The sequence below is a fragment of the Sorangium sp. So ce1036 genome, assembly GCF_051369805.1.
In the GTDB taxonomy this organism is placed as follows: domain Bacteria; phylum Myxococcota_A; class Polyangia; order Polyangiales; family Polyangiaceae; genus Sorangium; species Sorangium cellulosum_F.
Map to the genome: position 1 here is coordinate 9,863,036 of NZ_JBBMOX010000001.1, position 25,412 is coordinate 9,888,447.

Here is a 25,412-nt window from a genome sequence, read left to right on the forward strand (position 1 = left end):
GCCGCGCCGCTCACTGCGACGCCTTGAGATCCGTCACCAGCTCGTCCACGTCCGCCGCCGCCTTCCCGATGTCGTGGAACGTCGTCATCCCCTCGAGCGGCGGGTAGCTCGCCGGGTTCGCGAGCTGCTCCGGCGTGAGCAGCTTCCGCGCCTCCGCGTTCGGGTTCGTGTACGGGAACTTGTCCGAGATCAGCTTGCTCACCTCCGGACGGAGAATGTAGTTCATGAACATCTCCGCGCCGACCTTGTTCTCCGCCCCCGCCGGGATCGCGAGGCTGTCGATCGACCTGTGCGTCCCCTCGGCCGGCAGGACGAACTTGAACTTCTCCTTGTCCGCCTGATGGAGCAGGGCCGCCTCGCCGCTCCAGACGATGCCGAGATCGACGTCGCCGTTGAGGAGCGCCGTCTTCGGGCTGTCGGAGTCGAACACCTTCACGAGCTTGATCCACCCCGCCAGGATCGGCTTGATCTTCGCGAGGTTCTCCGGCGTCACGTCGTCGGGCTTCAGGCCCTGCGTGGCCAGCGCCCAGGCGACGAGCTCGCGGGCGTCGTTCAGGACCACGATGCGCCCCTTGTGCTTCGGCTGAAACACGTCCTTGTAGCCCCTCACCGGCTCCTTCACCCGCTCGGTGTTGACCACGATGCCGACCGTCGTGCCCATGTAGGGGACCGTGTACTTGAGCTCCGGGTCGTGCGCCTGGCCCCTGAACTCGGGCGCGATGTTCTTGAGGTTCGGGAGGCGCGCGTGGTCGAGCGGGAGGAGCTTGTTCTTCTTGATGAGCGCCTCGACCGCGTACTCCGAGGGCTGGATGAGATCGTACCGGGCGCCCCCCGCCAGGAGCTTCGACATCATCTCCTCGTTCGAGGCGTAGGTCTCGTAATTGACCTTGATCCCGGTCTCCTTCGTGAAGGCGTCGAGGACCTCCTGCGGGACGTACTCGGACCACGCGAAGAGGTCGAGCTCGCCGCCGGCCTTCGGGCCGGGCGCCGCGGCGCCGTCGCCCCGGGCGGCCCCCGCGGGCGCCGGGCTCTCCTTCTTCCCGCAGCCGAGGAGGACCATGACGGGAATGCACAGCAGGATCAGGAGCGCTGAGATGCGTTTCATTGGCCTCTCCTTGTCGTGATCTCGCCCGCGCCGAGGGCGGCGCGGGCCCGGTCGATCGCGCTCGGCGCGCGCCCTCACCCGCCGCCGGGGAGCCGCCGCGCCGTCCCCTTCAGCGACTCGGCGACCACGACGAGCATCGCGGTCGTGACGATGAACACCGTCGAGATCGTGTTCAGCGTCGGGTTCAGGCCGAGCTTCGCCATGCCGAACACCTTGATCGGCAGCGTCTGGGATCTGGGCCCGGTCGTGAAATAGGTGACGATGAGCTCGTCCATCGACAGCGTGAACGACATCAGCGCACCGGCGACGATGGCGGGCAGAAGATAAGGCACCATGACGAGGAAGAACGCCTTGAGCGGCGTCGCCCCGAGGTCCATCGCGGCCTCCTCGAGCGCGGGGTCGAGCCCGGCGAGGCGCGCCTGGACGGCGATGAGCACGAACGGGAAGCAGAACGTGACATGCGAGATGATGACCGTCGTGAAGCCGAGCTCCACCTCGACGGTCTTGAAGAAGATGAGCAGGCTGATCCCCATGATGATCTCGGGGATGATCATGGGAATGAAGATCAACGTCGTGAGCGACCGGAGCGCCGGGAACCTGTAGCGGTGGAGCAGCCAGGCGCCCGCCGTGCCGAGGGCCACCGAGAGCGCCGTGGTGATCGAGGCGATGATCACGCTGTTGCTCAGCGACTCGATGAGCGGCGACCGGCGCTCGTCGCCGAGGTGCGCGGCGAGCTCGGCGTAGAGCTGCCGGTACCACTGGAAGGTGAAGCCCTCCCACACCACGCTCATCCTGGAGTCGTTGAACGAGTAGGCGACGAGGAGCAGGATCGGCAGATAGAGGTACAGGAGCACGAGCCCGCTCCAGCCGCCAAGGAGCAGATTCGACAGCTTGATGCCCGACAACGTCCGGAGTCGCATGCGGCGGCCTCGCGACCCTCGAGGTCGCCGCGCGAGCTTATCGCTGGCGGAACGGCGGTTGCAACACATGGAGGGGTTGTGTGGCGAGGCGCCGGAGGCGGACATCACGGAGGTGAAGGTGACGACGCTCGCTGTCCTCCACGCTGGGCACGCTGGCGGTCGACGCGCCCGCCGGGCCAGCGGGCGCGCGCGCGGCCGCCCATTCCGGAGAAGCCCTTGACACCGCTCTCTCCTCCGCTTACCGGCCCTGCATGACCGGGCCGTCGCGCCGCTCCTCAGGGGAGGTCCCGTGAGCACTCCCCGCATCTGGACGATCGAAGAGGCGAACGCGCTCGTGCCGAGCCTCTCCACCCTCGTCGGCCGCCAGCTCGCCCTGGCGGGCGATATCGAGCGCTGCTGGCAGCGGCTCGTCAAGATCGTGGGGCGCCCCGCGGTGACCCCGGATGAGCTCATCGCGCTGGCGCGCAGCGGCGGCGCGGAGGCCCGGGCGTGCGAGCGCGAGCTCTCGGAGAAGATCGTCGCGTACGAGTCCGGGTGGCGGGACGTCGAGGAGCTCGGCGTGGTCGTGAAGGACCAGCGGCTCGGGCTCTGCGACTTCTACGGCCGCGTCGACGGCGCGCTCGTCTGGCTCTGCTGGCGCTACGGCGAGCCGGCCGTCGAGCACTACCACGCGCTCGAGGCCGGCTACGCGGCCCGCAAGCCCCTCACCGCGGCCAAGCGCCGGCAGCTGCTCAACTGACGAGGCCCCGTGATCGATCGGCGAAGAGCGGCCCAGGCCATCGAAGACTTCCTCCGCGCCCTCGGGCGCGACATCGACGGGGACCTCGCGGGGACCGGCGAGCGGGTCGCCGACGCGTGGGCCGACGACCTCATCGAGGGCGAGGCGATCGACGCGGCCGCGGTGCTCCGCGAGGGCGCCATGGCCGCGGGCCCCTTCGATCGCGGGCTCGTCGTCGCCCGCGACCTCGCCGTGACCACGATGTGCCCCCACCACCTCCTGCCCGGCCACGGCACCGGGATCATCGCCTACCTGCCGGGCGAGCGCGTCGCCGGCATCGGCACGCTCGCCCACGTCCTCGACGCGCTCGCCCGGCGGCTCACGCTGCAGGAGCGCATCGGCGGGCAGCTCGTCGAGCTGCTCGTGAGCGAGCTCGGCGCCCGCGGCGCGCTGTGCAAGCTCGCCCTGACCCACACGTGCCTCATCGCGCGCGGCGAGCGCAAGGCGGGCGCGCTCATCGAGACGGTCGCGGTCGCCGGGGTGTTCGCCGAGCCGGGCCCCGAGCGCGACCTCGCCCTCGCGGCGCTCTCCGGGGGCAGGCCGTGACGGGCGTCGCGGTCGTCACCGGACCGAGCCGCGGGATCGGCCGCGCGACCGCGCTCGCGCTCGCGCGCCGCGGCCTGTCCGTCGCGCTGCTCGGCCGCCCGGGGCCGCGCCTCGACGAGGCCGCCGACGAGGTCCGCCGCCTCGACGTGTCCGCGCTGCCCGTCCCCTGCGACGTCGCCTCCGAGGAGCAGGTCGCGCGCGCCGCCGCCGAGGTCGTCGCGTGGCTCGGCGCGCCCCGCGTCGTCGTCAACAACGCCGGCATCGTCCGCCGCGGCACGCGGGTCCACGAGACCTCGCCCGCGGCCTGGGACGAGGTGATCGCCGTGAACCTCCGCGGCCCGTTCCTCGTCTCGCGCGCCTTCCTCCCGACCATGCTGGCCGAGAAGCGCGGCAGGCTCGTCCACGTGGGCAGCATCTCCTCGACCATCGCGTCGCCCGGCAACGCCTCCTACGCCGCCTCGAAATGGGGCCTCGTCGGCCTCTCCAAGAGCCTCGCCGAGGAGCTGCGCGGGACCGGGCTCCAGTCGATCGCCGTCCTCCCCGGCTCGGTCGACACCGACATGCTCGTCGGCAGCGGCTTCCCCCCGCAGATGAGCGCGGACGACGTGGCGCGGCTCATCGTGTACGCCGCGCTCGACGCCCCCGACGCCGTGACCGGCGCGGCGCTCGAGATGTTCGGCTGACGGCGCGCGGCCGAGCCCGACGCGCGCCCGGCGCGGCCGGGGCGCTTCGCGCCCGCTGCGTGCTAGCCTTCGGCCCGTGGACACGACGCCTCCGCGCCCGGGCGATCTCGCCGCGGCGCTGCCCGAGCTCCCGCTGTTCCCGCTGCCGCAGACGGTGCTGTTCCCCGGCGCCCTGCTGCCGCTCCACGTCTTCGAGCCGCGCTACCGGGCCCTCGTGCGCGACGCCCTCGAGACGCACCGCCTCCTCTCGGTCGTCCTCATCACGGACCCCCGCGCGGTCGACGCGCACGGCCACCCGGCCATCGCCGAGGTCGCCGGCGCCGGCGAGATCATCGATCACGCCGAGCTGCCGGGGGGCCGCTACAACATCCTGCTGCGCGGCCGCGCCCGCGTCCGCCTGGCCGAGCGCCCGTTCGTGCCGCCCTACCGCACGGCCGCGGCGACGGTGCTCGAGGACGAGCCCGGCGAGGTCTCGGCGCAGGACCACGCGGCGCTCGTCTCCACGGCCGCCTCGTTCACGGCGCTCGTCCGCGAGCGGGACAGCGCCTTCGAGCTCCGCCTGCCGCGCGACGCCGCCGCCTCGCTCGTCGCGGACCTCTGCGCCCACCACCTGATCCTCGACGCGCGGGAGCGGCAGGCCGTGCTGGAGACGCTCGACGTCGGCGCGCGGGTGCGCCGCGTGACCGAGGCGCTCGCGCTCCAGCAGCTCTCGCTCGCGTCCGCGCAGCACCGCGACGTGAACTGACGTCCGCCGACCGCGGAAGGGCCTGTCCGCGCGGTCCACCTGAACGCGGGAGCAGACGCGGCGCCGCCGGGCGGCGCCGGACCGGGGTGCGGTCGCGCCAGGATCGGGTAGGCTGCGCCGCCTATGGCGACCACTCGTTCAACGGAACCTTCGGCCCCGGTCATCGTCAAGCACCCGGGGTGTCCCCAGTGGGGACTCGGATACCTCGTGGAGGAGCGCGATGAGAAGCGCTTCTACGATTTCGAGGACGGCCTCAATCACTCCATCGCGAAGGCCTTCTGGTCGAAGCTGGTGCCGGTAGACCTCGCGGACGACGAGGCGACCGCGCTCGAGGCGCGGATCCGCGGCCTGCGCGATCGCCCGTCCGCCGCCGCCAAGAAGCGCGCCCGCGTGGCCGCGCCGCCCGTCACGAGCTTCGACGAGCAGCTCGCGAGCTTCGAGGCGCAGTTCGAGGGCGGGTTCGGGGGCCTGCAGTTCATCGCCGAGGAGCGCGGCGCCGCCGCGGCCGAGCCGGCGGACAGCCCGAAGAAGAAGAGCAAGGCGTACAAGCAGGCGGCCATCGACACCGCGCGCGCCCTCCTCGGCAAGGAGGAGCTCGAGGGGCTGCTCGCGGCGGGCAACCTCGCCGGTTTCATGGAGCGCATCCACAAGGTCCACAAGGCGGCGACCGGCCTCCTGCACCCGCTCGGCGATCTCATCCCGTTCAACAAGATGCCGGCCGAGCACCACCGCGCCTACGCCGAGGCGGTCGTGGATCTCCTCTACGGCGCGGGCGACCACGCCGCCCGCTTCGACCGGCTGGCCGGCGCGCTCGCCGCGGCCAAGGTCGTCACGTGGCCGCTCGCGACGATCCTGAGCGCGCTCGTCTATCCGGAGGAGCACGTCTTCGTGAAGCCGTCGTTCTTCGAGAAGCAGGCCGCCGTGCTCGGCTTCGACCTCGCCTACGACCGCGCGCCGAGCGCCGAGGGCTACGCCCGGATGCAGTCGCTCGCGCGCGAGCTCGAGCGCCGGCTGCGCGAGCGCGGCCTCGCGCCGCGCGACCTGATGGACGTGTACACCTTCCTCTGGCGCACGATCTCCCCGCCCAAGACGACCTCGAAGTCGTGACGTCCTGCGCTGTCCCGGCGCACGATCTCCCCGCCCAAGACGTCCTCGAAATCGCGATCTCCTGCGCTGTCCGTCCCGGGTCGTAGCAGGCCCCGGGCCGCGCGCCCCTCGCCGGTCCGTCACGCGCGATCGCGCGCGATCGCGCGCGCGGCGGCGCCCTCTGGGCCTCGACGCCCGGGCGTGGCCCGCTTATGCGGAGCTCATCGGGGAGGTGTCGCGTGAAGGCAGCCGTGCTCGAGGCCGTGAAGAAGATCGTCATCCGCAACAACGTGCCCCCGCCGGCGATCGGCCCGCGCGACGTCCTCGTGCGCGCGAGGGCGTGCGGCATCTGCGGGACGGACGTGCACATCTGGGAGGGCGACTTCTTCCCGACGTTCCCGCTCATCCCCGGGCACGAGCTCGCCGGCGAGGTGGCGCTGGTGGGCCGCGAGGTCGAGGGGCTCCGGCCGGGCGACCGGGTGATGGTCGACCCGACGCTGACCTGCGACGAGTGCCACTTCTGCAGGATCAACCGGCAGAACCACTGCTTGAAGTGGAACGCGGTCGGCGTGACGCGCGACGGCGGCTTCGGCGAGCTCGTCCGCGTGCCCGCGAAGAACTGCTATCGCTTCGAGCGCGTCTCGTTCGGCGAGGCGGCGTTCTGCGAGCCGCTCGCGTGCGTCGTGTTCGGCCAGGATCGCGCGCGCATCGACATCGGCTCGGAGGTGCTCGTCCTCGGCGCCGGCCCGATCGGCCAGCTCCACCTCCAGGCGAGCCGCGCCAACGGCGCCGCCGCCGTCACCGTGGTCGACCTGGTCGAGGCGAAGCTCGATCTCGCCCGCGAGCACGGCGCGGCCTTCACGGTGGTCGCCGACAACGCGCTCCCCGAGAAGCTCAGGAAGATCGCGCCTTACGGCTTCGACGTCGTGATCGACGCGACGGGCGTCGCCCGGGTCTTCGGCGACGCGATCCAGTACGTGAAGAACGGCGGCCGGTACCTCGTCTTCGGCGTCTGCGGGCCGCACGACAAGGTGGAGGTCTCGCCGTTCGAGATCTACCGGCGGGATCTCGAGATCATCGGCAGCTTCGCGATCCGGAGGACGTACGACCGCGCCTTCCGGCTGATGGAGCGCGGCGCGGTCGACGTGAAGAAGCTCCTCTCCGAGGCCATACCGGTCGAGGAGCTGCCGCGCGGGCTGGAGATGATGAAGAAGGGGACGGCGCCGATGAAGCTCCAGGTGGTCTTCTAGCCGCCGTCGTTTCGGAATATGGACGATGGCCATGGCCATCGTGATCGGAATCGACGTCGGAACCAGTGGCCTCAAGGCCATCGCAGTTGAGGCGGAGCGGGGCGCGGCGGTCGCGTCCGCGCACCGCGAGTACCCGCTCTCCACCCCGCACCCCGGGTGGGCCGAGCAGGACCCGGAGGATTTCGCCGCGGCGGCGCTGAGCGCGCTCGGCGAGCTCGCCCACGCCCTCGGCCCGCGCCGGGGGGACGTGAAGGCGATCGGGCTGACCGGGCAGATGCACTCGGCGGTCCTCCTGGACGAGGCGCGCGCCGTGATCCGGCCCGCGATCCTGTGGTGCGACACGCGGACCACGGCGGAGTGCGAGGCGATCCGCGCGAACGCGAAGGTCGGCGACGCCGGCCTCGCGCGGCTGGTCGGCAACCGCGCCCTCGAGGGGTTCACGCTCCCGAAGCTGCTCTGGCTCCGGGCGCACGAGCCCGAGACGTTCGCGCGCGTCCGGACGGTGCTGATGCCGAAGGATTTCGTCGGCATGCGGCTGACGGGCGAGCTCGGCACCGACGACAGCGACGCGAGCGGCACGCTCGCGTTCTCGCCGGGCGATCGCGCCTTCAGCGCCGAGCTGCTCGACGCGGTGGGCGTCCCGCGCGCGATCTTCCCGGGGTCCGCGGCCTCGAACGCGCCGCTCGGCCGGCTCACGGCCGAGGTCGCGGCGGCGACGGGCCTGCCCGAGGGCACGCTCGTGGTGCGGGGCGCCGCGGACAACGCGGCGGGCGCGGTGGGGCTCGGCGTGGTCCGGGGCGGCCGGGCGATGGCGTCGGTCGGCACGAGCGGCGTGATCCTCGCGCACACGGACCGCTGGATCGTCGAGCCGGAGATGCGGCTGCACAGCTTCTGCCACGCGGTGCCGGGCCGCTTTTACCTGATGGGGGTGATGCTCGCGGCCGGCGGCGCGCTCCGCTGGTACCGCGACGTGCTCTGTGACGGCGAGCGCGTGGGCGCGGAGCTGCGCAAGGTGGATCCTTACGAGATCATCACGGACACGGCGTCGACGGCGAAGCCGGGCGCCGGCGGCGTCGTGTTCCTGCCGTACCTCATGGGCGAGCGCACGCCGCACAACGACGCGGCCGCGCGCGGCGCGTTCGTGGGCCTGAGCGCCCGGACGACGAAGGCCGACGTCTCGCGCGCGGTGCTCGAGGGCATCACGTTCGGGCTCGCGGACTCGCTCTCGCTGATGCGCGGCGTGGGTCAGCCGAACGGCGCCGCCCCGGTGGTGATCGACGAGATCCGCCTGACCGGCGGCGGGGCGCGGAGCCCGTTCTGGCGGCAGCTGATGGCCGACGTCTTCGAGGCGCAGGTGGCGATCACGACCTCGACCGAGGGGCCGGCGTACGGCGCGGCGCTCCTCGGCGCGGCGGGCGCGGGGCTGTTCTCGTCGGTCGAGGAGGCGGCGGACGCGTTCGTCCACGTGGTCTCGCGCATCGCGCCCGATCCGGCGCGCGCCGCGCGGTACCGGGACATCCACGCGGTGTACCAGGGGCTCTACAGCGACCTGCGGTCGCGGTTCCGGGAGCTCGGCAAGCTGGCGTGACGGCCGCTCGCCGAGCTCGGTGACTCCTGCTCAGCCCCCTCCTCCATCCGGGCGCCACGCCCTGGCCCGTCCGCTCCACGGTCCGGCCCGCGCGGCGCCGCGGCTCCGGCTTCACTCGATCGTCAGGGACACGGGCGGGCTGGCGTGCGCTCCGTTCGACACCGTCACCTGGTAGACGCCGGGCGGATAGAACTCCTCGATCAGGATGACGCGTTTTTCGATCTTGGAGATGGGGGCCAGCTCGTCGACGCCGTTCCCGGCGATGCGCACGGTCGTCAAGCCTGGGACGAAGTTGTCGCCGATGACGTAGATGGGAAACCAGACGGGCATGTCGGTCCGGTCCGACGCGAACCGCCGGACGGTCGGCGGGAGGCTCGGATCGGGCGCGGGCTCGGGGGGGCAGGTGGTGACCCAGGGCGGGCAGTCGCCGAGGGAGCGGTACGGATCGCGCCCGAGCAGCTCCTGGAGTCGCCACTCGGAGACCAGCCTCATGCGTATCCCTTGATAATCGGACGCCATGCTGGGAAGCGACGGCGCCACGGGCGCGGCCTCGAAGCACCCGTCTCCGAGCGCGTGGTCGCGGCACACCGTCATGTCGACCTCGCCGGCGACGAACCGGGAGAGCCACGCCGCGATCGGGAGGGGCCCACCCGGCTCGATGGCGGGGTCGAGGATCATGAGCTGCCCGTCGACCCGGACCACGGGCGCGACGTGGTGGCTCCACGACACCGAGCCGTACGGCTCGTTCTCGGTCTCCAGGGTCAAATCCCCCTTCACCCTGGCGTACCAGGGCGTCGGGTAGCCCCACTGGTGAAGGAAGTAGGTGGCCGCCGGGGCGCGCTCCTCGCAGCCGTTCTCGGGATCGAGCCACGGGATCCGCCGCGGGAAGTCGGGTTGAGCCGGCAAGGTGAGCTCCTCGAACCGCGTGTCGCGGATCGCCTCGAACCCGTCGCTCAGCTGCGCCGCGGTCCAGCTCGGCACGCAGTCGACCGGCAGGTCCTCGAGCGAGCCCTTGAGCTCGTTGTACGAGTGCGGACCGTCGAGCAGCGGGCAGCTCCCGCTCCCGTCGCCTCCCAGGAGCGGCGCCGTCACGTCCGAGCGCTCGAGGTCGAGCTCCGGCGCGGCGCCGGGGCCGCCGTCGCCGCCGCAGGCCGAGGGGGCGAGGGCCATTGCCGCGACACAGAACCATTTCGTCAAAGCAAGATACGACGGTCTCATCGATTCACTCTCCCTGCGTGCGCGATACGAACCGCCACGAGAGCCTGGCTCCCGTGGGGGACCGGGCGTTACCTGGGTGAATGCAGGCAACCTCGGTCGCCCTTCACGCGAACCGCGCCCGACCGCGTCGTTTTCCTGCTGCGCGTGACCACGCGTCGCGCGGGTCCGGGAGGAATCTGCTCGATCTCCGCCGCGCAGCAGCGACCCGGGATCTCCAGGCGGCGCAGCGGCCGATGCAGCAGGTGGCGTAACGTCGAAGGGATCCAGGCCGAGCCTTCCATCGAGGTCCTCGTGATCCCGACATGATCCGGACGGCTCGACGCGTCGGAAGGTCGCGGGCTACCGGGGCGTCGGGCCCGGGCCGAGGATCAAGCGCGTCGGCGTCATGGCGCGGATCCCGAGCTGCGTGGTGGCCACGGTGTCCATCCTCCTGCGGGAGCTCACGATGAGCGAATCGGCTCCGCGAGCCAGCGAGCCAGCGCCTCGCCCTCGAGATCGAGCAAGGCATCCTCGACCTCGCCCGGACCCATCACGCGGGCTCGCTCGACGATCGAGCGCTCTTCTTCGGCCGTAGGTCGTCGCCCGATCCGCCGCGCGAAGAGGCGACCGAGCAGCTCCGCGATCGCCTCTTGCTTCCCCCGCTCCTCTCCTCGTCGCTCCCCCCGCTGCTCTCCTCGTCGCTCGGCCTCGATGATCAGCTCCCCGATGATCGGCGTGCGCCGGAGCAGCCCCTCTTCCTCAGCGAGGAGCGGCCGCCGACCTCGAAGCGCTCGGCGGAGTGCCCGGTGTGGCTGAGGTGCAGGTGGCCCGACAGGATGATGTCCACGCCGCAGGCCGCGATCGCCGCCATCGCCTGCCGCGCGCGCCCGACGACCGCGTGCGGCGACCCCTCGGGCAGGTCGAACGGGTGATGGGTCACGACGATCTTCGTGATCTCGGGCCCGAGGCCGCACATCCGCTCCTGGATCCCCTCGATCTGGCGCCGGTTGATGCGCCCGCCCTTGATCGTGAGCGACCGCGCGGTGTTGATGCCGAGGACCGCGATCTCCCCGTCGACATGGAACGGTGAGAGATCTTCCGTGATGTGCTCCCGGTACCGGTCCAGCGGACGGAAGAACCGATCCAGCACGTTGTACAGCGGGACATCGTGATTACCGGGCACCACGATCCTGGGCGCCGGCAAGGCGTCGAGGAAGGCGCGGGCCTCGCGGAACTCGGCGGCGCGCGCCCGCTGGGTCAGGTCGCCCGAAATCACGACCAGGTGGGGCCCGATCGCCCAGCTCCTCTCGAGCAACGGCCGGACGATGGCCTGGTTGACGCGGCCGAAGTGCAGATCCGACAGGTGCACGAGGGTGCGCATGCGCGATCATACCCCCGGCGCGGCGCGGTGATCCCGGGGGGCCCCTCGACGCCGTTGATGTGGTCGCGAGCACCATCTTACGCTCCCCCCATGGCGGTCTTGAAGCATGAGGCCCACGGCCTTCGCGTGACCTTGCCGGCGCGCGCTCGCGTCGGGCGCGTGAGCGACTGCGCCGTGCGCCTCCGGGATCGCTGCGCCTCGGGCGAGCACGCCGTGCTGTCCTGGGACGGGGCGCGCTGGTGCGTTCGCGATCTCGGCAGCACGAACGGCACGCACGTCAGGGGGCGGCGGCTCGCGTTCGCCGAGCGGGTCCCGGTGGACGCGGGGACCGAGCTCGTGTTCGGCGGCGACGCGGAGCGCTGGGTCCTGGAGGAGGCGGGCCCGCCGGTCGCGAGCGCGCGCGCCGAGCAGAGCGGCGAGGTGCGCGAGGCCGAGCAGGGCCTGCTCGCGCTCCCGGACGCGGCCGATCCGCGCGTGACGCTCTTCGAGGACCGGCACGGGCGCTGGCAGGTCGAGATCGACGGCATCACGCGCCCGGCGGTGGATCAGGAGCGCGTCGAGGCCGGCGGCGTCTGGGTGCTGCGCGTGCCGCCGCGCACGGCCGACGGCGCCCTGCCGACGACGGCCTCGAACGCGACGACCCCGAAGTTCCTCGGCGTGACCGTCCTGCGCTTCGAGGTGAGCCAGGACGAGGAGCACATCGCGCTGTCGCTGGTGCAGGGGGCGAGGGTCACGCAGCTCACGGAGCGGGCCCACCACGAGCTGCTCCTCCTCCTGGCGCGCGCGCGGCTCGGCGACCGGGACCTGGGGCTGCCCGCGGCCGAGCAGGGGTGGCGCTTCGTCGATGAGCTGCTCGCGAGGCTCCGGGTCGATCTCCACCACCTCAACGTCAACGTGTTCCGCGCGCGCCGGCAGCTCGCGCGCGCGGGCGTGGTCGACGCCGGCGCGGTCATCGAGCGCCGGACGACGACACGGCAGCTCCGGCTCGGCACCGAGGCGATCGAGGTGATCCGGTCCTGACGCGGGAGCGGCGGCCGGCGCGCTCCTCAACGCGCCGCGCCGTCGCCCTTCGCGGTCCGCGCCTCGGCGCGCGAGGCGAGCCGGCGGAGCCCCTCCGCGGCGCGCTCCATGCCGTGGAGGAGGCGCTGGAGGAGGTGGGCCAGAGGCCCCTCCTCCGCCGGCTGGGTGGCGAGCGCCGGCCGTGCCGCGAGCCACGCGAGCTCGTCGGCGGCCGCCTCCACGAGGGGCCTCCGCGTCGAGAGCCAGCGCGCGCACCACGCCGCGAGCAGCGCGTCGCCTTCCACCGTCGCGACGTACTGGATCAGCTCCACGAGATCGACGCCGTGGCGCACCCCGAGCAGCGTGCCCCGGTAGGACTTCTCCTTGTTCAGCACGTGATCGGCGAGGTGATCGCGCAGCGCCGAGAAGGCCTCGCCCACCGCGCTGCCGCCCGCGCTGACGGGCAGCCCGCGCACCCGCATGAGCGAGGGCAGCTCCGCGAGCACGGCGGTCGCGTGCGCGGAAATCGCCCGCATCGCGTGCGCCGGCGGCACATCGCCGAGGCGCTCCGCCTCGACCAGCGGGTGGGTCTTCGCCGAGCGCTCGGTCTGGAACAGCTCGCGGACGAGGCTCGCCAGAAAAGCGCGTCCCGCCTGGCTCTCTCCACGGGGTGCGCTCTCGTCCCTCTCCAGGCCGTCGTCGCCGTGCCCCGCCCCGTTCCGCTGTGTTTCCCGCATGATCGTCCCCCTCTCCCCTCCCCGCGCCGGCGTCACGACCCGCCGCCGGCGCGCCGCGCGCCCGTCGCCCTGCGCCTGGTGGTCTTCGAGCGCGCGGCCCCCGCCCCGCCGCGGCGCGACGCGCCCTGGTTGGCGCGGGGGCGGCCGCCCGTCGCGCGGCGCTTGCGGGCGCCGGGGCCCTGCGCGGCGCGCCGCGGCGGCGCCTTCCTCGCGGCGCTCGCCGTCGCCTTCTTCGCCGCGGCGCGCCGTGGCGACGCGCTCGGCGCCCGCTTGGCCGCCGCCCGCCGCCGCTCGGCGCTCGCCGCGGCGTTCCGCTTGCGGGTCGCCGCCGCCTTCTTCGCCGCCGCGCTCCGCGCGCTGGCCGGCCGCCCCCTGGACGCGGCGCCTCCCTTGCGGCCGCCCTCCCGCGCCGGCTCCTTGTCCACGGCCTTGCCCCGCCCCGACCCCGACTTCTTTCCTCCGCCGGTCATCTTGTTCACGGTCGCCCAGGCCCGCCGCTCCGCCTCGCCTTCCGGCACCCCGCGCTTCTCGTACCCCTCCTCGATGTGCTCGGCCTGCCGCTTCTGCTTGGATGTGTAGCTGGATTTGTCGCCTCTCGGCATGGAGCCCTCCTCGCGAGCCTGTTCCGCCGTCCGTCTTCGCTCCGGGATCGAGGCCACGACGCGCCCCGTCGTGGGAGCGACAGGGCGTGCCCCGCGGCGCCGATCCGCAGCCGTGCGGCACTCGCCGTGCCCAGCAGGGCAAAGGCGGTGCCGTCGCCTCGAGCGAGCCCGGATTTCCCATCTCTTGCGGATCTGCCGCCGCGCCGACGGCGAGGCGCCGGCGCGTGCTCGTGGCAATCGGCCCCGGGTTCGCCCCGGGTGAGGAGGAACGCCTCGGTCGATGGTGGGGCGCTGCGCGCCGGCCGATCCGGCGCGAGCGCCGCCGGGGAGCCCGCCGCGGGGCGAGCCCTCAGAGCGACTCGAGGTAGGCGGTGAGGTCGTCGAGCTGGGCGGAGGTCAGGCCGGAGACGTCGCCGTGCCGGTCGCCCCCGCAGGCCGGATCGAAGCGGTCGCGCAGCGTCGCCGCGCAGCCGTCGTGCATGAACGGGGCGCGCCCGGCCACGCCGAGGAGCGACGGCACCTGCAGCGCCTCGCCGGTGCCGACGTCCTCGTTCCGGTTGTTGGTCAGCATCGGGCCGCCGTGGCAGTCCGCGCAGCCCACCTTCGGGTCGTGGAAGAGCGCCGCGCCGCGCGCCACGGCGGGCTCGTCGTCGGGCGGCGACGTCGGGAAGGCGGGCAGGCTGTCGAGGAAGCGCTCCATCAGGTCGATCCGCCGCGCGCTCGGCCGCGAGCCGCCCATGCGGGAGACGAACACCTCGCCCATCAGGTGATCGAGATCCTGCTGGTCGCCGCTCCAGTGGAGGGGCGCCGTCTTCAGGACGCCGCCGCCCACGGTCTGGGTCCGCCGGAGGCCGACGGCATCGAAGCTCCACGTGTGCCCGTCCTCGTGCCCCTCGGGGTGGCACGACGCGCACGCGGCGGCGCTCATGCGGTTCGGCGGGAGGTGGAACATGTCGTGCCCGGTGTCCCTCACGCTCTCGCCCGGGAGCGCGATGACGCCGCGGCCGACCACCTCCAGGGCCGCCGGCTCGCGGAGCTGCACGACGAGGTCGCCGCGGCCGTCGAACGCCGCCGCGATCGGCTGGCCGCTCAGCGTCTGCCGGTCGGCCTCGAGATCGCAGCTGCGCTCCGCGGCGCCGCGCGCGAGGTCGTCGGCGCTCGTGCTCACGACGACGTTGCTGCCGGCGGCCACCACGGCGAAGCGCGCGCCGTCGGGCGAGACCGCGAGATCGACCGGCAGCGAGGCGTCGGCGATCGCGGCGGCCGGGATCGCCGAGGCGGCCTGCTCGTCCGGCGCGTCCGCCGGCGCGTCCGCCGGCGCGTCCGCCGGGTCGAGCGTGCTGATGGCGCCGTGCACGATGTTCCCGTCGCACCCGGAGCCCGTGTAATACCCGGCGGGGCTGAGGGCGACCTGCGACGCCATCGCGCGCTGGTGCACCACGGCGGCGCCGCTGCCCGGGAGCTTCACCATGCGCCAGGCGACGGACGGCGCGAAGGTCGCCGAGCCGGCCCTGCGCTCGTGGAAGGTGGGGAGCGCGCGGCGCGCGAGCACCGCGCCGTCGGGGCCCAGGACGAGCGTCTCGGCGGACCGGAAGCGGCTGACGAGGAGCCGGTCGCCGTCGACCACGACGTCGCGCAGGTCGGGGGCGGGGCGGAGCTTCCGGACGGCGGGGCCGCCGGACGCCGGGAGCGTCACGAGCTCGCCGCCCGCGCAGGCGACGTGGATCGCGTCGCTCGCCGCGTCGTGGGCGACCCCGCGCGGCGCGCGGCAGACGTCCCTGCGCGCGACGATCGCCCGCGTCGCGAGATCGACGGTGACGAGCGCGCCGCCGCGCCGGAGCGCCACGTGCACGCGGCCGCTCGCGTCTTCGACGAGGCGCCCGGGCTCGTCCCCGGCCGCGAGCGGGACGGCCACCGGCTCGCCCCCGTCGAGATCGACGATCCAGAGGCGATCGCGGTCGGGGTCCGCCGCCACCGCGGTGTGTCCGTCGCGGGCGATGAGGAGGGTGCCGCCGCTGATGGCCGGAGGCGGCACGGCGGTCACGGTGATGCGGGGGTCGGAGGCCGCGCCGCTCGCGGGCTCGGGCATCGGGATCGGATCGCTCCCTATGCACGCCGAGAGGCCCGCTGAGAGGCCTGCTGCGAGAGCGCTCGTCGAGAGGAGCGAGACCAGGACAGGAGAACGAGACTGGGACTGACGCATGAGTTCCTCCGTTTGCGGCGCGCGAGCTCAGCAAGAACGGCTCCAGGGGCGTGTCGAGATTTCGACGGCCAGCTCGCCGGCGGATCGGCGCGCGGCGGGGGCCGGCGGGGGCCGGCGGGGGCCGGCGGGGGCCGGGGTAGAAGAGCCGTTCTCGGGGTTCCCGGCGTGGTGCGAAGGCGGTCCTGCGTTGCGTGGATCCGTGGCGGGCGGCAGGCGATCTGACAGCGCTGTCCTGGTGTGGCGGCCCGGTCACGCTGCGGAGGGGGCGGGCCGGGCCGTCCCGCCGGGCCGTCCCGCCGGGGGCCTTGGCAGGCGGACCGGCGCCTCCCGGAGGGGGCGGCCGTGGAGCCGGCGAGCGCCGACGGGAGGCTGTGTGCGGGCGACGACGGTGCGGCGCGCGGAGCTGCCGGCATTGGGGCGGCAGCCGTCGTGCTGGGGCCCGGAGACGTCGGCATGCGGCCTGGAGCCATCGGCATGCGGCCTGGAGCCATCGGCATGCGGCCCGGGGCCATCGGCATGCGGCCCGGGGCCATCGGCATGCGGCCCGGAACCCGTCGGCATGCGGCCCGGAACCCGTCGGCATGCGGCCCGGGGCCGTCGGCATGCGGCCCGGGGCCGTCGGCATGCGGCCCGGCGCCCACCGGCGCGGTGCCCGCCTCCGAAGCGGAGACGTGGGCGCGATCTCGATGCCGTCGAGCAGCGTTTCGAGCGTCGCGTCGCGCCTCGTCCGTTCTCGTCCCCGCGAGCTCAGGACCCCCGTAGGTGTAGACACGCGCCGTGCTCGTCGGACAGGTCACCTGCCGCAGGCGATTGAAGTCGTACTCGTAGGTGATGCGCTGCGAGAGCTCCCGCAGCTTCGCGGTCTGCTTCTCCCGCAGATTGCCGACCCGATCGTACGCCCACTCGATCAGCCCGGCGTCTGGGCTGTCCAGGCTCACCATGCGTCCGAGCGTGTCGTACGTCGCCGTCGTGACGTTGCCCTCGGCGTCCTCCACCTCCACCAGATCGCTCACGGCGTTGTAGCGATACTGGGTGAGGATCGGCGTCCCGTCCGCTGGATTCGCGCGCTCGATCGCCTCGACGACGCGGTCCATGACGTCGCGGTGCTGGACGGTCATGGCGTCGTCGGGCGCCGTGACCGTCGTGCGGAAGCGCAGGACTCCGTCATGATCCGGCCCGAAGCCGTAGCTCGTGTTGATCTCGACGCAGCTTTTCCCGACGTCCTCCGGATCGGCAGGCGTCGTCAGCCTGGTCACGCGCCCGAGGACGTCGTACTCCCACCTCGTGAAGAGATCCTCGTCGCACTCGGGGCTCGCCGCCCGCGTGTCCACCAGGACGGTGGCGGCATCCGTGCTGAAGATGGGATGCCCCTGCGCCTTCCGGCGACCGCGATCACAAATCTCAAGACAATTAGCTCACTGCTCCCAGCGGATCGTCATCGGCCGAAGAAACTCCACCACCTCCGCTTTGGTCTCAACCCAAACATCGAACGTTCCCGCGGCCCCCCCTTGTGATTATAATGAATCCGCTTGGAACACCTCGGTCAATGCGCATCCTATCGAAATGAACAGAGCCGTCCTCAGCACTCGACACGATCCCCCATGTGGCAATCGGGAAGGGTAGACCACTCACAACCACTCCAACGAAACATGATTACTAGACATTTATCCATCCGCGCTCCGGAAGACACCGGCCCCAAATCCCACCATTTCCTTGTAGCCAATACCGACCTAATGCTCTCCATCGGCATGCGCCTCGTCAGGAGGTGCACGAAACGCGTCGCCCGTCCTTCTCCCGGGCTCGTCCATTCGACCGACGCAATCGCTGACAGATCCCCTCATTTTATGCGGCCAATTCGTCGATTCCCGCGCCGCTGGCACAGAGGGAACCTAGATTTCGCGTCGCTCGGAGCGTATCGCCGACATTGTCGCCTATGATTTCAAGCAGTTACATTATTCTAAGGCTCACCCGAGAAGCTCACTCCGCGAGTAAACTTGAAGCAGTCGACTCACTTTTTCTTTCGCAGGAGCCTTATCCAGGCTGGATCGCCACTAACGAGACGGAAGTAGCAAGAAGCAGGCGCTCAACGTCATGGGGGCGGGAGACTCATTAGGAGTGCCTCCTCATAACCAAGTTCGCCCTGCGACTCCTTCTCTGCCAAGACCTTCTGTACCTTCTCAAGCTTGTCCCCCGGCGGCACGCTGACAGCGATCAGACTGTGAGATACATCAAGCTCCGTCTCGCAACCGAGCTGCTCAAGAGATCTTCGGAGATCGGAAGGATCGGCCTCGTAGTAAAGAACACGAATAAGTGAGTTTCCAGAGCGCTTGAGCGTCGAGACGCAAAAGAGCTCATTACCATCTCCAGTCCGATATCTCACCGTGTCCCCGAGTGCCACCTCACGACAGAAGAACGGGATATTGTCGATAATCGCCGAATTCTCATCGATGAGGATGACCCATACCCTTTCATAATCAACAGGAGGATATCCATCCTCGTCTCGCTCCAAAGGGAATACCAGTCTTCCTCTGCTCATTTATCCCACTTCTCCCGGTTACATCCTCTGCAGAGCACTTGGCCATTGTCTGGCGTACCACCCCCCCTTTGATCTGGGTTGGATATGGTCAATTTGCGTCTCGTTCCTCGGAGGAGAAATGCCTTTCTGGCTCTTTTGCCCGGGCACAGTCTCTACTCTACAGTTTTCACATCTCGTTACGCCACCATTCTTGTTGGCGTTCGCCTCCAGGATCTTTCGTTTATCACTCGGACGAAACGGTTTTCCAGGCCTTGCTCCGGCATCACCATTTACACCTTCCTCACCGCACGGCTTGGTGTTGTGGCTGAGGACACGCAGCTCGGAGACGAAGTACTCATGCTCAGACTCGACCTCCAGGTTGAAGACGCGCTGCGCACCTGGTAGCACCTCCACCCATGAGATCGCAACCGTCCCGGAGGCGGTCCTGACATACTCGCCCGCCTCCAGGTTGTCCGCCCGCACCCAGTCGCTGCGATCGACCGAATAGAACCGGTGCGACGACGTCGCCTCGACGACCTCTTCCTCTCCGCCGAGCCGAAGGCGGACGACATCGTTCGCCGTCTGGTTGAGCGTGCTGAGCACGACCCGCCCAGGCACATCCGCGATCCGCGGGGCCGGTCCGATGTGCGTCACGAGCGCGTCGCCCGCCAGCGAGATCTCCTCGAACGCGAGCCAGACCGTCCGCCCCCTGGCAACCCCGTTGTCCGCGAGCCACGAGGGCGGCCTGAGCAGCCGGATCTGGATGGCTTCGCGCACCCCCGCCGGGCTCGGCATCTCGAGCTCGACCACCCGCCAGCTCTCGTCGACGACCGTATCGCTCCGGCCGTCCGAGGTCAGCACCCGGTCGCCGACCGAGATCGTCTCGATCGGCACGAGCCCCGACGAGGTCGCCACCTCCGTCCCGGCCACGAAACATGCACCCGGAGCACCGCACGTCGCACCGGTGCAGTGATCGGCCTGCTTGCCGAGACCCGCGACATCGTCCATGAGCCGGCCGCCATCCGCGACGTCATCGCCGTGTCTGGCGACGACCTTGGCCGCGTCCGCGCCCTGGTCGACGCCCTTGCGCATGTCGTTCAGCTTGTCGACGCCGCGGGCGGCCTTCAGCGCCGTGCCCGCCCCGCCGGGCACCACGGGAAGGACCAGCGCCAGCGCGTCGACCGCGACACCGCCGGCGTCGAGCGCGGCGCTCCCCCAGTTGCCCTGCTGGACGTTGTCGACCAGCGACACCACGCCCGTCGCCAGGCTGAAGGCGTCCCATGCCGACTCCAGCCACATCCCGTTCTGGTCGACGTAATTCGTCGGGTTAAGCCCAGTGTACGGTACAGGCTGAGGTTGATCGGCGGCAAGCGTTCACTGCCCGGACCGCTTGTCCCGCAGCCACCTTCCGGAGAATGTCCGGTCGCTTGCATGAGGAGGCCAGCTGCGTAGGGTTCGGGTCCTGTGGAGCGCGATTGGCGAGACGACCGGATCGAGGAGCTGGAGGCCCTCGTCGCGAGGTTGATGCGGCGGGTGGCCGAGCTTGAAGCACAGCTCGCCCAGTCCTCCGGTAACTCGTCCCGGCCGCCCTCGACCGATCCTCCCGGCGCGCCGCCGCCGTCTCGCCCGAAGCGCACAGGACGGCGGCGTGGTGGGCAGCCGGGGCATGAGAAACATCGTCGCACACTCGTGCCGCCCGAGCAGGTGGACAAGCTCCAGACCTGCAAGCCCGAAGCGTGCCGGCGTTGCGGCACGGCTCTGGCGGGAAACGACCCCGATCCTCACCGTCATCAGGTGGTCGAGATTCCGAGGGCGAAGGCGACCGTCGAAGAGTTTCAGCTGCATGCACTGAAGTGCGACAGGTGCGGGATCTCGACGCGGGCGACGTTGCCGCCTGGGGTCCCGACGAGCTCGTTCGGGCCGCGCCTGCAAGCCCTGGTCGCGGTCTTGAGCGGCGCCTACCGCCTGTTCAAGCGCGCGATCGACGAGCTGGTGGGAGACGCGTTCGGTGTGCCGATCGCCCTCGGCAGCGTCTCCAACCTGGAGCAGGCGACGAGCGAGGCCCTCGCGGCACCGGTCGAAGAGATCGCCCAAGCCCTGCCCAAAGAATCGATCGTCCATATGGACGAGACGGGGTGGTTCGAGCAGAGTAAGCGGGCCTGGCTGTGGATCGCGGTGACCGGCCGGATGGCGTTGTTCGCCATCCGCCATAGCCGCGGCGCGCACGTGGCCAAGGAGCTGCTCGGTTCGGCGTTTTCGAGGATTCTGATCTCGGACCGCTGGACCGCCTATGCGTGGGTCGACACCCAGCGGCGACAGCTCTGCTGGGCGCACCTCCTGCGTCAGTTCCTCGGGTTCCAAACTCATGGCGCTGAAGCGAGCGCCATTGGCCGCGCGTTGGAGTTGCTCACCGAGACGATGTTCCACCTCTGGCATCGAGTGCGCGACGGCACGATGACGCGCAGGGAGTTTCAGAAGCGCATGGGGCCCCTGCGCAACTATGTCATTGCGCACCTGCGTGAGGGCGCGGGCTGCTCGCTGCGCGCCGTTGCAGGTCGATGTCGCGAGATACTGGAACTCGAGCCGGCGCTCTGGACCTTCGTCTGAGCAGCGCCTTCAAGATGGAGGGGCGTTCGCTCGATTCCGATCAGGTTTGCCGAGGAACAAAAGACGAAGCCCCCTCAGAAAACTTGCCATAAGTCGTCCGAGAGGGCCCGCTCCGGGTGTGGAAGACCGGAGAGGATGCATGCTGGCTCGCCTTTGTCCTCGGGGACAAATTTTTCTCATGCCTCCAGGAGATCGACCAGGAGATCGCGCGGCAGGTGGCGCGGGCGGGGTGCCCGCGGTGCGGCGGCCCGCTGGATCGTAGCGACTATGACCGCAAGCCCCGCGGCGATCGCTTCATCGCGGCGACCGCGGAGCCGCCGGTGCGAAGGATCAGCTACTGCTGCCGCCGGGAGGGGTGCCGGCGGCGGCGCACGCCGCCGTCGGTCGTCTTTCTGGGCCGGCGCGTCTACCTCGGCGCGGTCGTCATCGTCGCGAGCGCGAGCGCGCTTTTGCGGCGCACGACGGCGTGTCCGCCGGCGCAGGTCCCGCCGGCAGACGTGCCGCCGGCAGAGGTCGCGCCGGCGCAGGCCTCGCCGAGACGGACCCCGGCGACGCAGGTCCCGGCGCGGACGCTCGGGCGGTGGTCGAGGTGGTGGCAGACGGAGTTGCCGGTCACGGGCCTGTTCGTGGCGTTGCGCGGGCTGCTCGCCTCGCCCGTGGACGCGGCGAGACTGCCCTGCTCGCTGCTCGAGCGGCTGACCGGCAGCGCCGTCGAGCAGGTCACGGCGCTGCTCAAGCTGCTGGCGCCGCTGAGCACGGGGTCTGTCGCTGACGGCGCACGATTTCTGAGGAGCGCTGGGGCCTGATGAGGGGCACGCAGAAGATGTAAAATGAAGGGATTCGCAGGTTGGCGTAGGGTTTCCCTCGCGGCGCACGGACAGATGACCCTGCCCGCGGAGAGGACCCATGAGCCACGAAGACACGCCAGCGCGCGTGCGATGGGCACGTCTGCGCCTTTCGATCATCGGACCGCTGCTCGCCTCGCCGGCGGTGCGGGGGCGGCTCGGCGAGACCATCGCCGAGCTCTCCGGCCGCCCCTGGCATCACCCGACGACCGGCGAGACGGTCTGTTTCTCCGCCAAGACGATCGAGCGGTGGTACTACGCCGCGCGCAGCGAGCTCGACCCGTTTCGGGCGCTCGCACGCAAGGTGCCCAAGCACGCCGGCACCCATCCGAGCGTCACGCCGGCTCTCGCCGCCGCGCTCGGCAAGCAGCACGCCGAGCACGAGACCTGGAGTTACCAGCTCCACTATGACAACCTCTGTGCGAGCGCGAAGCAGGATCCATCGCTCGGGAAGCTCCCCGGTTACGCGACGATCTGCCGCTTCATGAAGGACCAGGGCCTGACGAAGAAGAAGCGGCAGACCCGTATCGCCCGGGGCGAGGGCTACGTGCCCCGCGAGGTCAGGTCCTTCGAGGTCGAGCATGTCAACGGGCTGTGGCACCTCGACTTCCACAAGGGCTCGCTCAAGGTGCTCCACCCGTCCGGCGCGTGGGTGAAGCCGGTCATGCTCGGCGTACTCGACGATGCCTCGCGGGTCTGCTGCCACGGGCAGTGGTACTACAAGGAGAACACGCAAGCCCTGGTGCATGCGCTCTCGCAGGGGATCCAGAAGCGAGGACTGCCGCGCGCCCTGCTCGACGACAACGGCTCGCAGATGGTCGCCGCCGAGACCACGGAGGGGCTCTTGCGCCTCGGCATCGTCAACTTCAACACGATGCCCCGCACGCCCGCCCAGAACGGCAAACAAGAGTCCTTCTGGGGCCCGATCGAAAAGCGCCTGCTCGCCATGCTCGAGGGCGTCGAGGGGTTGACCCTCAGCCTGCTCAACCAGGCCACCCAGGCATGGATCGAGCAGGAGTACCACCGCGCTGTCCATAGCGAGCTCAAGGAGACGCCGCTGGAACGCTACCTTCGCGGTCCCGACGTCGGCCGGCCCAGCCCTGGCTCCGAGGAGCTGCGCCGCGCCTTTCGCATGGAGATCACGCGTACCCAGCGCAAAAGCGATGGGACCGTGACGGCGTGCGGCGTGCGCTACGAGGTCCCCTCTGCCTATCGCACCCTGAACCGGCTCCGCCTTCGCGTGGCGCGCTGGGACCTCAGCCATGTCGATCTGGTCGACCCGCGCACCGGCGCTCACCTCACCACGCTCCGGCCGCTCGACAAGGTCAAGAACGCCGATCGCGCGCGCCGCGCGCTCTCCGAGCCCGCGCCGGCGCCGCGGCGCTCCGGGATCGCGCCGCACCTCAAGGCGCTGATGGCCGAGTACGCCGCCACCGGGTTGCCGCCTGCGTACCTGGCGCTCGACGACGGCGGGCAGGACGGCGCTCCCGAGGATGGCGCCGCGCTCGACCCAGCGAACCAAGATCCTTGTCTTGAATCGACGGAGGAGGCCCTCTCATGACCTCGAAGATCCTGTCCCTCTACAGTCTCATCTTCAACCCCTTCCGACCCGACCTCCCCGTCGAGGCGCTCCACGTCACGCCACAGGTCCACACCTTCCTGCGGCGCGTCGAGAGCGGCGTCACCGACGGCGGCTTCGCGCTCGTCACCGGCGACCCCGGCACCGGCAAGAGCGTCGCGCTCAGGCTCGTGCGTGAGCACCTCGGCACCTTGCCTGACGTGACGGTCGGGACCATCGAGCACCCGCAGAGCCGCGTGCCCGACTTCTATCGTGAGCTCGGCGAGCTCTTCGGCGTGCCCCTGAGCGCCCATAACCGCTGGGGCGGCTTCAAGGCGCTGCGGACGCGCTGGAGCGAGCACATCAGCACGACGCGCAGCCGCCCCGTGCTCATCCTCGATGAGGCGCAGGAGGCGCTCACTCAGGTGCTCTGCGAGCTGCGCATCCTCGCCAGCAAGGACTTCGACGCTCGCCAGCTGCTCTGCGTCATCTTCGCCGGCGACGGCCGCCTGCCCGAGCGGCTGCGTACCCCCGAGCTCTTGCCCCTCGGCAGCCGCATCCGCCGCCGCCTCCACCTCGATTACGCCTCCCGCGACGATCTCACCGCCTGTCTCGACCATCTCCTCGAGGCCGCCGGCAACCTCGCCTTGATGACCCCGGAGCTGAAGGCCACCCTCGTCGATCACGCCGCTGGCAACTACCGCATCCTGATGAACCTCTGCGACGAGCTGCTCGCCGCCGGCGCCGACCGCGGCCTGCCACGGCTCGACGAGAAGCTCTACCTCGAGGTCTTCTCTCCGCCCCAGCGGCCGAAAGCATCGACGAAGAAGCGATGAGCCCCTCGGTCCGCCGCAGGCTCTACGCCGCGCGCGAGCTCCTGGAGCTGCGGCTGCTCTCCGCTGCGCTCGATGCCGTCTCCACCGCGCTCCGGCTCGAGCACCCGACCCTCGACACGCTCGCCGAGCCGACGGAGCCGCCTACGCTGTGCGCGGCACGCCATCTGCTCGTCCAGATCCGCTCGCTCCGCGGCGCCATCCGCTCCTACCGCTCGGCCGTCCACCGCGTCCTCGAACAACCCGACGATGACGGCATCCCCTTCTGACGCGCAAGCTACCCGCTTGACGCTCCGCGTCCCTCAAGCTCCGTGCGCAAGAGCCCCTCAATTCTCGTGGTTATGCTCAGTCGATGTTGAAGGTGTTGAGCCGACGAATAACGAGGGAGAACAGCGCATTCGCCACGCGGTGATGTGGAGAAAGACCAGCTTTGGAACCGATAGCCCCAACGGCAGCCGATTTGTCGAGCGCATCCTGACGGTCGTGACGACGCTGCGGATACAGAAGCGCAATGTCCTCGACTACCTGACCGATGCTTGCGAAGCGAATCTCCACGGTCGGCCGGCGCCCTCCTTGCTCACCGCCTGACGATCCCCCGCTCACACGTAGTCCGGTCGGTGAACGCTTACGATCGGCGCATACACCCCGAGCGCCGCCTCTCCAAATCTCAGCACGCCATCACGGAGCCGGCTCGCACGCCCATCAAAGAGCGTGCTCGGTAACACCATTCCCAAGATGCGGGAAGAGCGGCTTGTTCAACTCATGACAGCGTATGGCGAGGTGCTCCGTGAGCACGCCGTGACCCGTGAAATTCTTGGGACTATATGAGGGGATGCATCAGGTGCGCCCACATGCTGAAGTCGCGAGCCAGCTCAATATACAATTTGTACAAACGGCGTCGCGAGGAGCGCACCCCACACCGTAACTCCCGCGATATACGCGGCCGTCGAGAGCAGCGCCATATATCCACCGAGGCTCCGTTTGAGCAGCAGCCGCTGCGCCGCCAGGACGCTTAAAGCGACACCAATCCCGCTAAACACAACAAACATAATCTGGGGAACGCCGTGCACGGTTATCAGACCCGCCTCCACTCCTGTCTTCCAGCAGATCGTAGCAGCGTGGGCGATGCGGGCACCGACTATCCAGTGTTGAGCCACCGCGCCAGCGAGCAGACCAACCACCAACACGTTCCACCTGTGACGCACGACTCCCATATCACTGGCAAGCATGGCCC

The 25,412-nt window shown here is 70.6% G+C and carries 21 protein-coding genes and 4 pseudogenes; 14 read left to right on the forward strand and 11 right to left on the reverse strand.

What is annotated here, in order from left to right; genetic code table 11:
* Positions 1–10: 10 nt before the first annotated feature.
* Both WMF31_RS37090 and WMF31_RS37095 read right to left on the reverse strand, forming a co-directional pair.
* Positions 11–1,105 carry a polyamine ABC transporter substrate-binding protein gene (locus tag WMF31_RS37090; RefSeq protein WP_436606475.1) on the reverse strand — a complete coding sequence of 365 codons (1,095 nt, stop codon included), beginning with the start codon at positions 1,103–1,105 and terminating at the stop codon, positions 11–13.
* Between the two features lie 74 nt (positions 1,106–1,179).
* Positions 1,180–2,025: an ABC transporter permease gene (locus tag WMF31_RS37095; protein ID WP_436606476.1), complete on the reverse strand. Its 846-nt coding sequence runs from the start codon at positions 2,023–2,025 to the stop codon at positions 1,180–1,182.
* A 289-nt stretch (positions 2,026–2,314) separates the two neighbouring features.
* Here WMF31_RS37095 and WMF31_RS37100 point away from each other — a divergent pair, with 289 nt between their 5' ends.
* From WMF31_RS37100 to xylB, 7 genes are all read left to right on the forward strand, one after another.
* On the forward strand, positions 2,315–2,764 hold the full coding sequence (locus tag WMF31_RS37100) for a DUF2203 domain-containing protein (protein ID WP_436606477.1): 450 nt from the start codon (positions 2,315–2,317) through the stop codon (positions 2,762–2,764).
* A gap of 9 nt (positions 2,765–2,773) precedes the next feature.
* On the forward strand, positions 2,774–3,349 hold the full coding sequence (folE, locus tag WMF31_RS37105) for a GTP cyclohydrolase I (protein ID WP_436606478.1): 576 nt from the start codon (positions 2,774–2,776) through the stop codon (positions 3,347–3,349).
* Positions 3,346–4,032, forward strand: a complete 687-nt coding sequence (locus WMF31_RS37110) for an SDR family NAD(P)-dependent oxidoreductase (RefSeq protein ID WP_436606479.1) — start codon at positions 3,346–3,348, stop codon at positions 4,030–4,032. Before folE ends, WMF31_RS37110 begins: the two co-directional genes overlap by 4 nt.
* A gap of 76 nt (positions 4,033–4,108) precedes the next feature.
* Complete coding sequence (locus WMF31_RS37115; protein ID WP_436606480.1) at positions 4,109–4,777, forward strand: LON peptidase substrate-binding domain-containing protein; 669 nt, start codon at positions 4,109–4,111, stop codon at positions 4,775–4,777.
* Positions 4,778–4,984: 207 nt separating this feature from the next.
* Positions 4,985–5,884 (forward strand): hypothetical protein, encoded by a 900-nt coding sequence (locus WMF31_RS37120; RefSeq protein ID WP_436606481.1) that lies wholly within the window; start codon positions 4,985–4,987, stop codon positions 5,882–5,884.
* Between the two features lie 218 nt (positions 5,885–6,102).
* Entirely contained in the window at positions 6,103–7,113 is a 1,011-nt protein-coding gene (locus WMF31_RS37125) for a zinc-dependent alcohol dehydrogenase family protein (protein WP_436606482.1), read from the forward strand.
* Positions 7,114–7,144: 31 nt separating this feature from the next.
* Entirely contained in the window at positions 7,145–8,701 is a 1,557-nt protein-coding gene (gene xylB / locus WMF31_RS37130) for a xylulokinase (protein ID WP_436606483.1), read from the forward strand.
* A 111-nt stretch (positions 8,702–8,812) separates the two neighbouring features.
* Here the strand turns inward: xylB and WMF31_RS37135 are convergent, their stop codons facing one another.
* Both WMF31_RS37135 and WMF31_RS37140 read right to left on the reverse strand, forming a co-directional pair.
* Complete coding sequence (locus WMF31_RS37135) at positions 8,813–9,871, reverse strand: protein-glutamine glutaminase family protein (protein WP_436606484.1); 1,059 nt, start codon at positions 9,869–9,871, stop codon at positions 8,813–8,815.
* 742 nt (positions 9,872–10,613) lie between these two features.
* Positions 10,614–11,279: a metallophosphoesterase family protein gene (locus tag WMF31_RS37140; RefSeq protein ID WP_436606485.1), complete on the reverse strand. Its 666-nt coding sequence runs from the start codon at positions 11,277–11,279 to the stop codon at positions 10,614–10,616.
* A gap of 90 nt (positions 11,280–11,369) precedes the next feature.
* On the opposite strand from WMF31_RS37140, the gene WMF31_RS37145 reads away from it, so the two are divergent.
* Complete coding sequence (locus WMF31_RS37145; RefSeq protein ID WP_436606486.1) at positions 11,370–12,299, forward strand: FHA domain-containing protein; 930 nt, start codon at positions 11,370–11,372, stop codon at positions 12,297–12,299.
* A gap of 26 nt (positions 12,300–12,325) precedes the next feature.
* Here WMF31_RS37145 and WMF31_RS37150 read toward each other — a convergent pair whose 3' ends face one another.
* From WMF31_RS37150 to WMF31_RS37175, 6 genes and pseudogenes are all read right to left on the reverse strand, one after another.
* A complete protein-coding gene (locus WMF31_RS37150) occupies positions 12,326–13,015 on the reverse strand; it encodes a hypothetical protein (protein WP_436606487.1) in 690 nt (229 codons plus the stop codon).
* Positions 13,016–13,317: 302 nt separating this feature from the next.
* Positions 13,318–13,617, reverse strand: a pseudogene (locus WMF31_RS37155) (hypothetical protein); the annotation flags it as partial.
* 349 nt (positions 13,618–13,966) lie between these two features.
* Positions 13,967–15,706, reverse strand: coding sequence for a cytochrome-c peroxidase (locus WMF31_RS37160; RefSeq protein WP_436606488.1), 1,740 nt, complete (start codon positions 15,704–15,706; stop codon positions 13,967–13,969).
* 2,203 nt (positions 15,707–17,909) lie between these two features.
* The gene (locus WMF31_RS37165; protein WP_436606489.1) at positions 17,910–18,356 is read right to left on the reverse strand and encodes a DUF4265 domain-containing protein; all 447 of its coding nucleotides are present in this window, start codon (positions 18,354–18,356) and stop codon (positions 17,910–17,912) included.
* Between the two features lie 18 nt (positions 18,357–18,374).
* Positions 18,375–19,427: a polymorphic toxin-type HINT domain-containing protein gene (locus tag WMF31_RS37170; RefSeq protein WP_436606642.1), complete on the reverse strand. Its 1,053-nt coding sequence runs from the start codon at positions 19,425–19,427 to the stop codon at positions 18,375–18,377.
* A 27-nt stretch (positions 19,428–19,454) separates the two neighbouring features.
* Positions 19,455–19,652 (reverse strand): annotated as a pseudogene (locus WMF31_RS37175) (polymorphic toxin type 10 domain-containing protein); the annotation flags it as partial.
* Between the two features lie 147 nt (positions 19,653–19,799).
* On the opposite strand from WMF31_RS37175, the gene tnpC reads away from it, so the two are divergent.
* From tnpC to WMF31_RS37205, 6 genes and pseudogenes are all read left to right on the forward strand, one after another.
* Positions 19,800–20,942 carry an IS66 family transposase gene (gene tnpC / locus WMF31_RS37180; RefSeq protein ID WP_436606490.1) on the forward strand — a complete coding sequence of 381 codons (1,143 nt, stop codon included), beginning with the start codon at positions 19,800–19,802 and terminating at the stop codon, positions 20,940–20,942.
* Positions 20,943–21,058: 116 nt separating this feature from the next.
* Positions 21,059–21,748, forward strand: coding sequence for a hypothetical protein (locus WMF31_RS37185; protein ID WP_129348455.1), 690 nt, complete (start codon positions 21,059–21,061; stop codon positions 21,746–21,748).
* 100 nt (positions 21,749–21,848) lie between these two features.
* Positions 21,849–23,258 (forward strand): annotated as a pseudogene (locus WMF31_RS37190) (IS481 family transposase); the annotation flags it as partial.
* 86 nt (positions 23,259–23,344) lie between these two features.
* Positions 23,345–24,181, forward strand: a complete 837-nt coding sequence (locus tag WMF31_RS37195; RefSeq protein WP_129348457.1) for an ExeA family protein — start codon at positions 23,345–23,347, stop codon at positions 24,179–24,181.
* Positions 24,178–24,447 (forward strand): hypothetical protein, encoded by a 270-nt coding sequence (locus tag WMF31_RS37200; protein ID WP_129348459.1) that lies wholly within the window; start codon positions 24,178–24,180, stop codon positions 24,445–24,447. Before WMF31_RS37195 ends, WMF31_RS37200 begins: the two co-directional genes overlap by 4 nt.
* A gap of 79 nt (positions 24,448–24,526) precedes the next feature.
* Positions 24,527–24,757: pseudogene (locus WMF31_RS37205) on the forward strand (hypothetical protein); the annotation flags it as partial.
* Between the two features lie 293 nt (positions 24,758–25,050).
* Here WMF31_RS37205 and WMF31_RS37210 read toward each other — a convergent pair.
* Entirely contained in the window at positions 25,051–25,407 is a 357-nt protein-coding gene (locus tag WMF31_RS37210) for a hypothetical protein (protein WP_436606491.1), read from the reverse strand.
* Positions 25,408–25,412 lie beyond the last annotated feature (5 nt).

Bases quoted from the DNA above. Each gene is read 5' to 3' on its own strand.
- WMF31_RS37195 (WP_129348457.1), top strand. From the start codon at position 23,345: ATGACCTCGAAGATCCTGTCCCTCTACAGTCTCATCTTCAACCCCTTC.
- WMF31_RS37200 (WP_129348459.1), top strand. From the start codon at position 24,178: ATGAGCCCCTCGGTCCGCCGCAGGCTCTACGCCGCGCGCGAGCTCCTG.
- WMF31_RS37095 (WP_436606476.1), bottom strand. From the start codon at position 2,025: ATGCGACTCCGGACGTTGTCGGGCATCAAGCTGTCGAATCTGCTCCTT.
- WMF31_RS37090 (WP_436606475.1), bottom strand. From the start codon at position 1,105: ATGAAACGCATCTCAGCGCTCCTGATCCTGCTGTGCATTCCCGTCATG.
- WMF31_RS37170 (WP_436606642.1), bottom strand. From the start codon at position 19,427: ATGCGCAAGGGCGTCGACCAGGGCGCGGACGCGGCCAAGGTCGTCGCC.
- WMF31_RS37165 (WP_436606489.1), bottom strand. From the start codon at position 18,356: ATGAGCAGAGGAAGACTGGTATTCCCTTTGGAGCGAGACGAGGATGGA.
- xylB (WP_436606483.1), top strand. From the start codon at position 7,145: ATGGCCATCGTGATCGGAATCGACGTCGGAACCAGTGGCCTCAAGGCC.
- WMF31_RS37160 (WP_436606488.1), bottom strand. From the start codon at position 15,706: ATGCCCGAGCCCGCGAGCGGCGCGGCCTCCGACCCCCGCATCACCGTG.
- WMF31_RS37145 (WP_436606486.1), top strand. From the start codon at position 11,370: ATGGCGGTCTTGAAGCATGAGGCCCACGGCCTTCGCGTGACCTTGCCG.
- WMF31_RS37210 (WP_436606491.1), bottom strand. From the start codon at position 25,407: ATGCTTGCCAGTGATATGGGAGTCGTGCGTCACAGGTGGAACGTGTTG.
- WMF31_RS37135 (WP_436606484.1), bottom strand. From the start codon at position 9,871: ATGGCCCTCGCCCCCTCGGCCTGCGGCGGCGACGGCGGCCCCGGCGCC.
- WMF31_RS37140 (WP_436606485.1), bottom strand. From the start codon at position 11,279: ATGCGCACCCTCGTGCACCTGTCGGATCTGCACTTCGGCCGCGTCAAC.
- WMF31_RS37150 (WP_436606487.1), bottom strand. From the start codon at position 13,015: ATGCGGGAAACACAGCGGAACGGGGCGGGGCACGGCGACGACGGCCTG.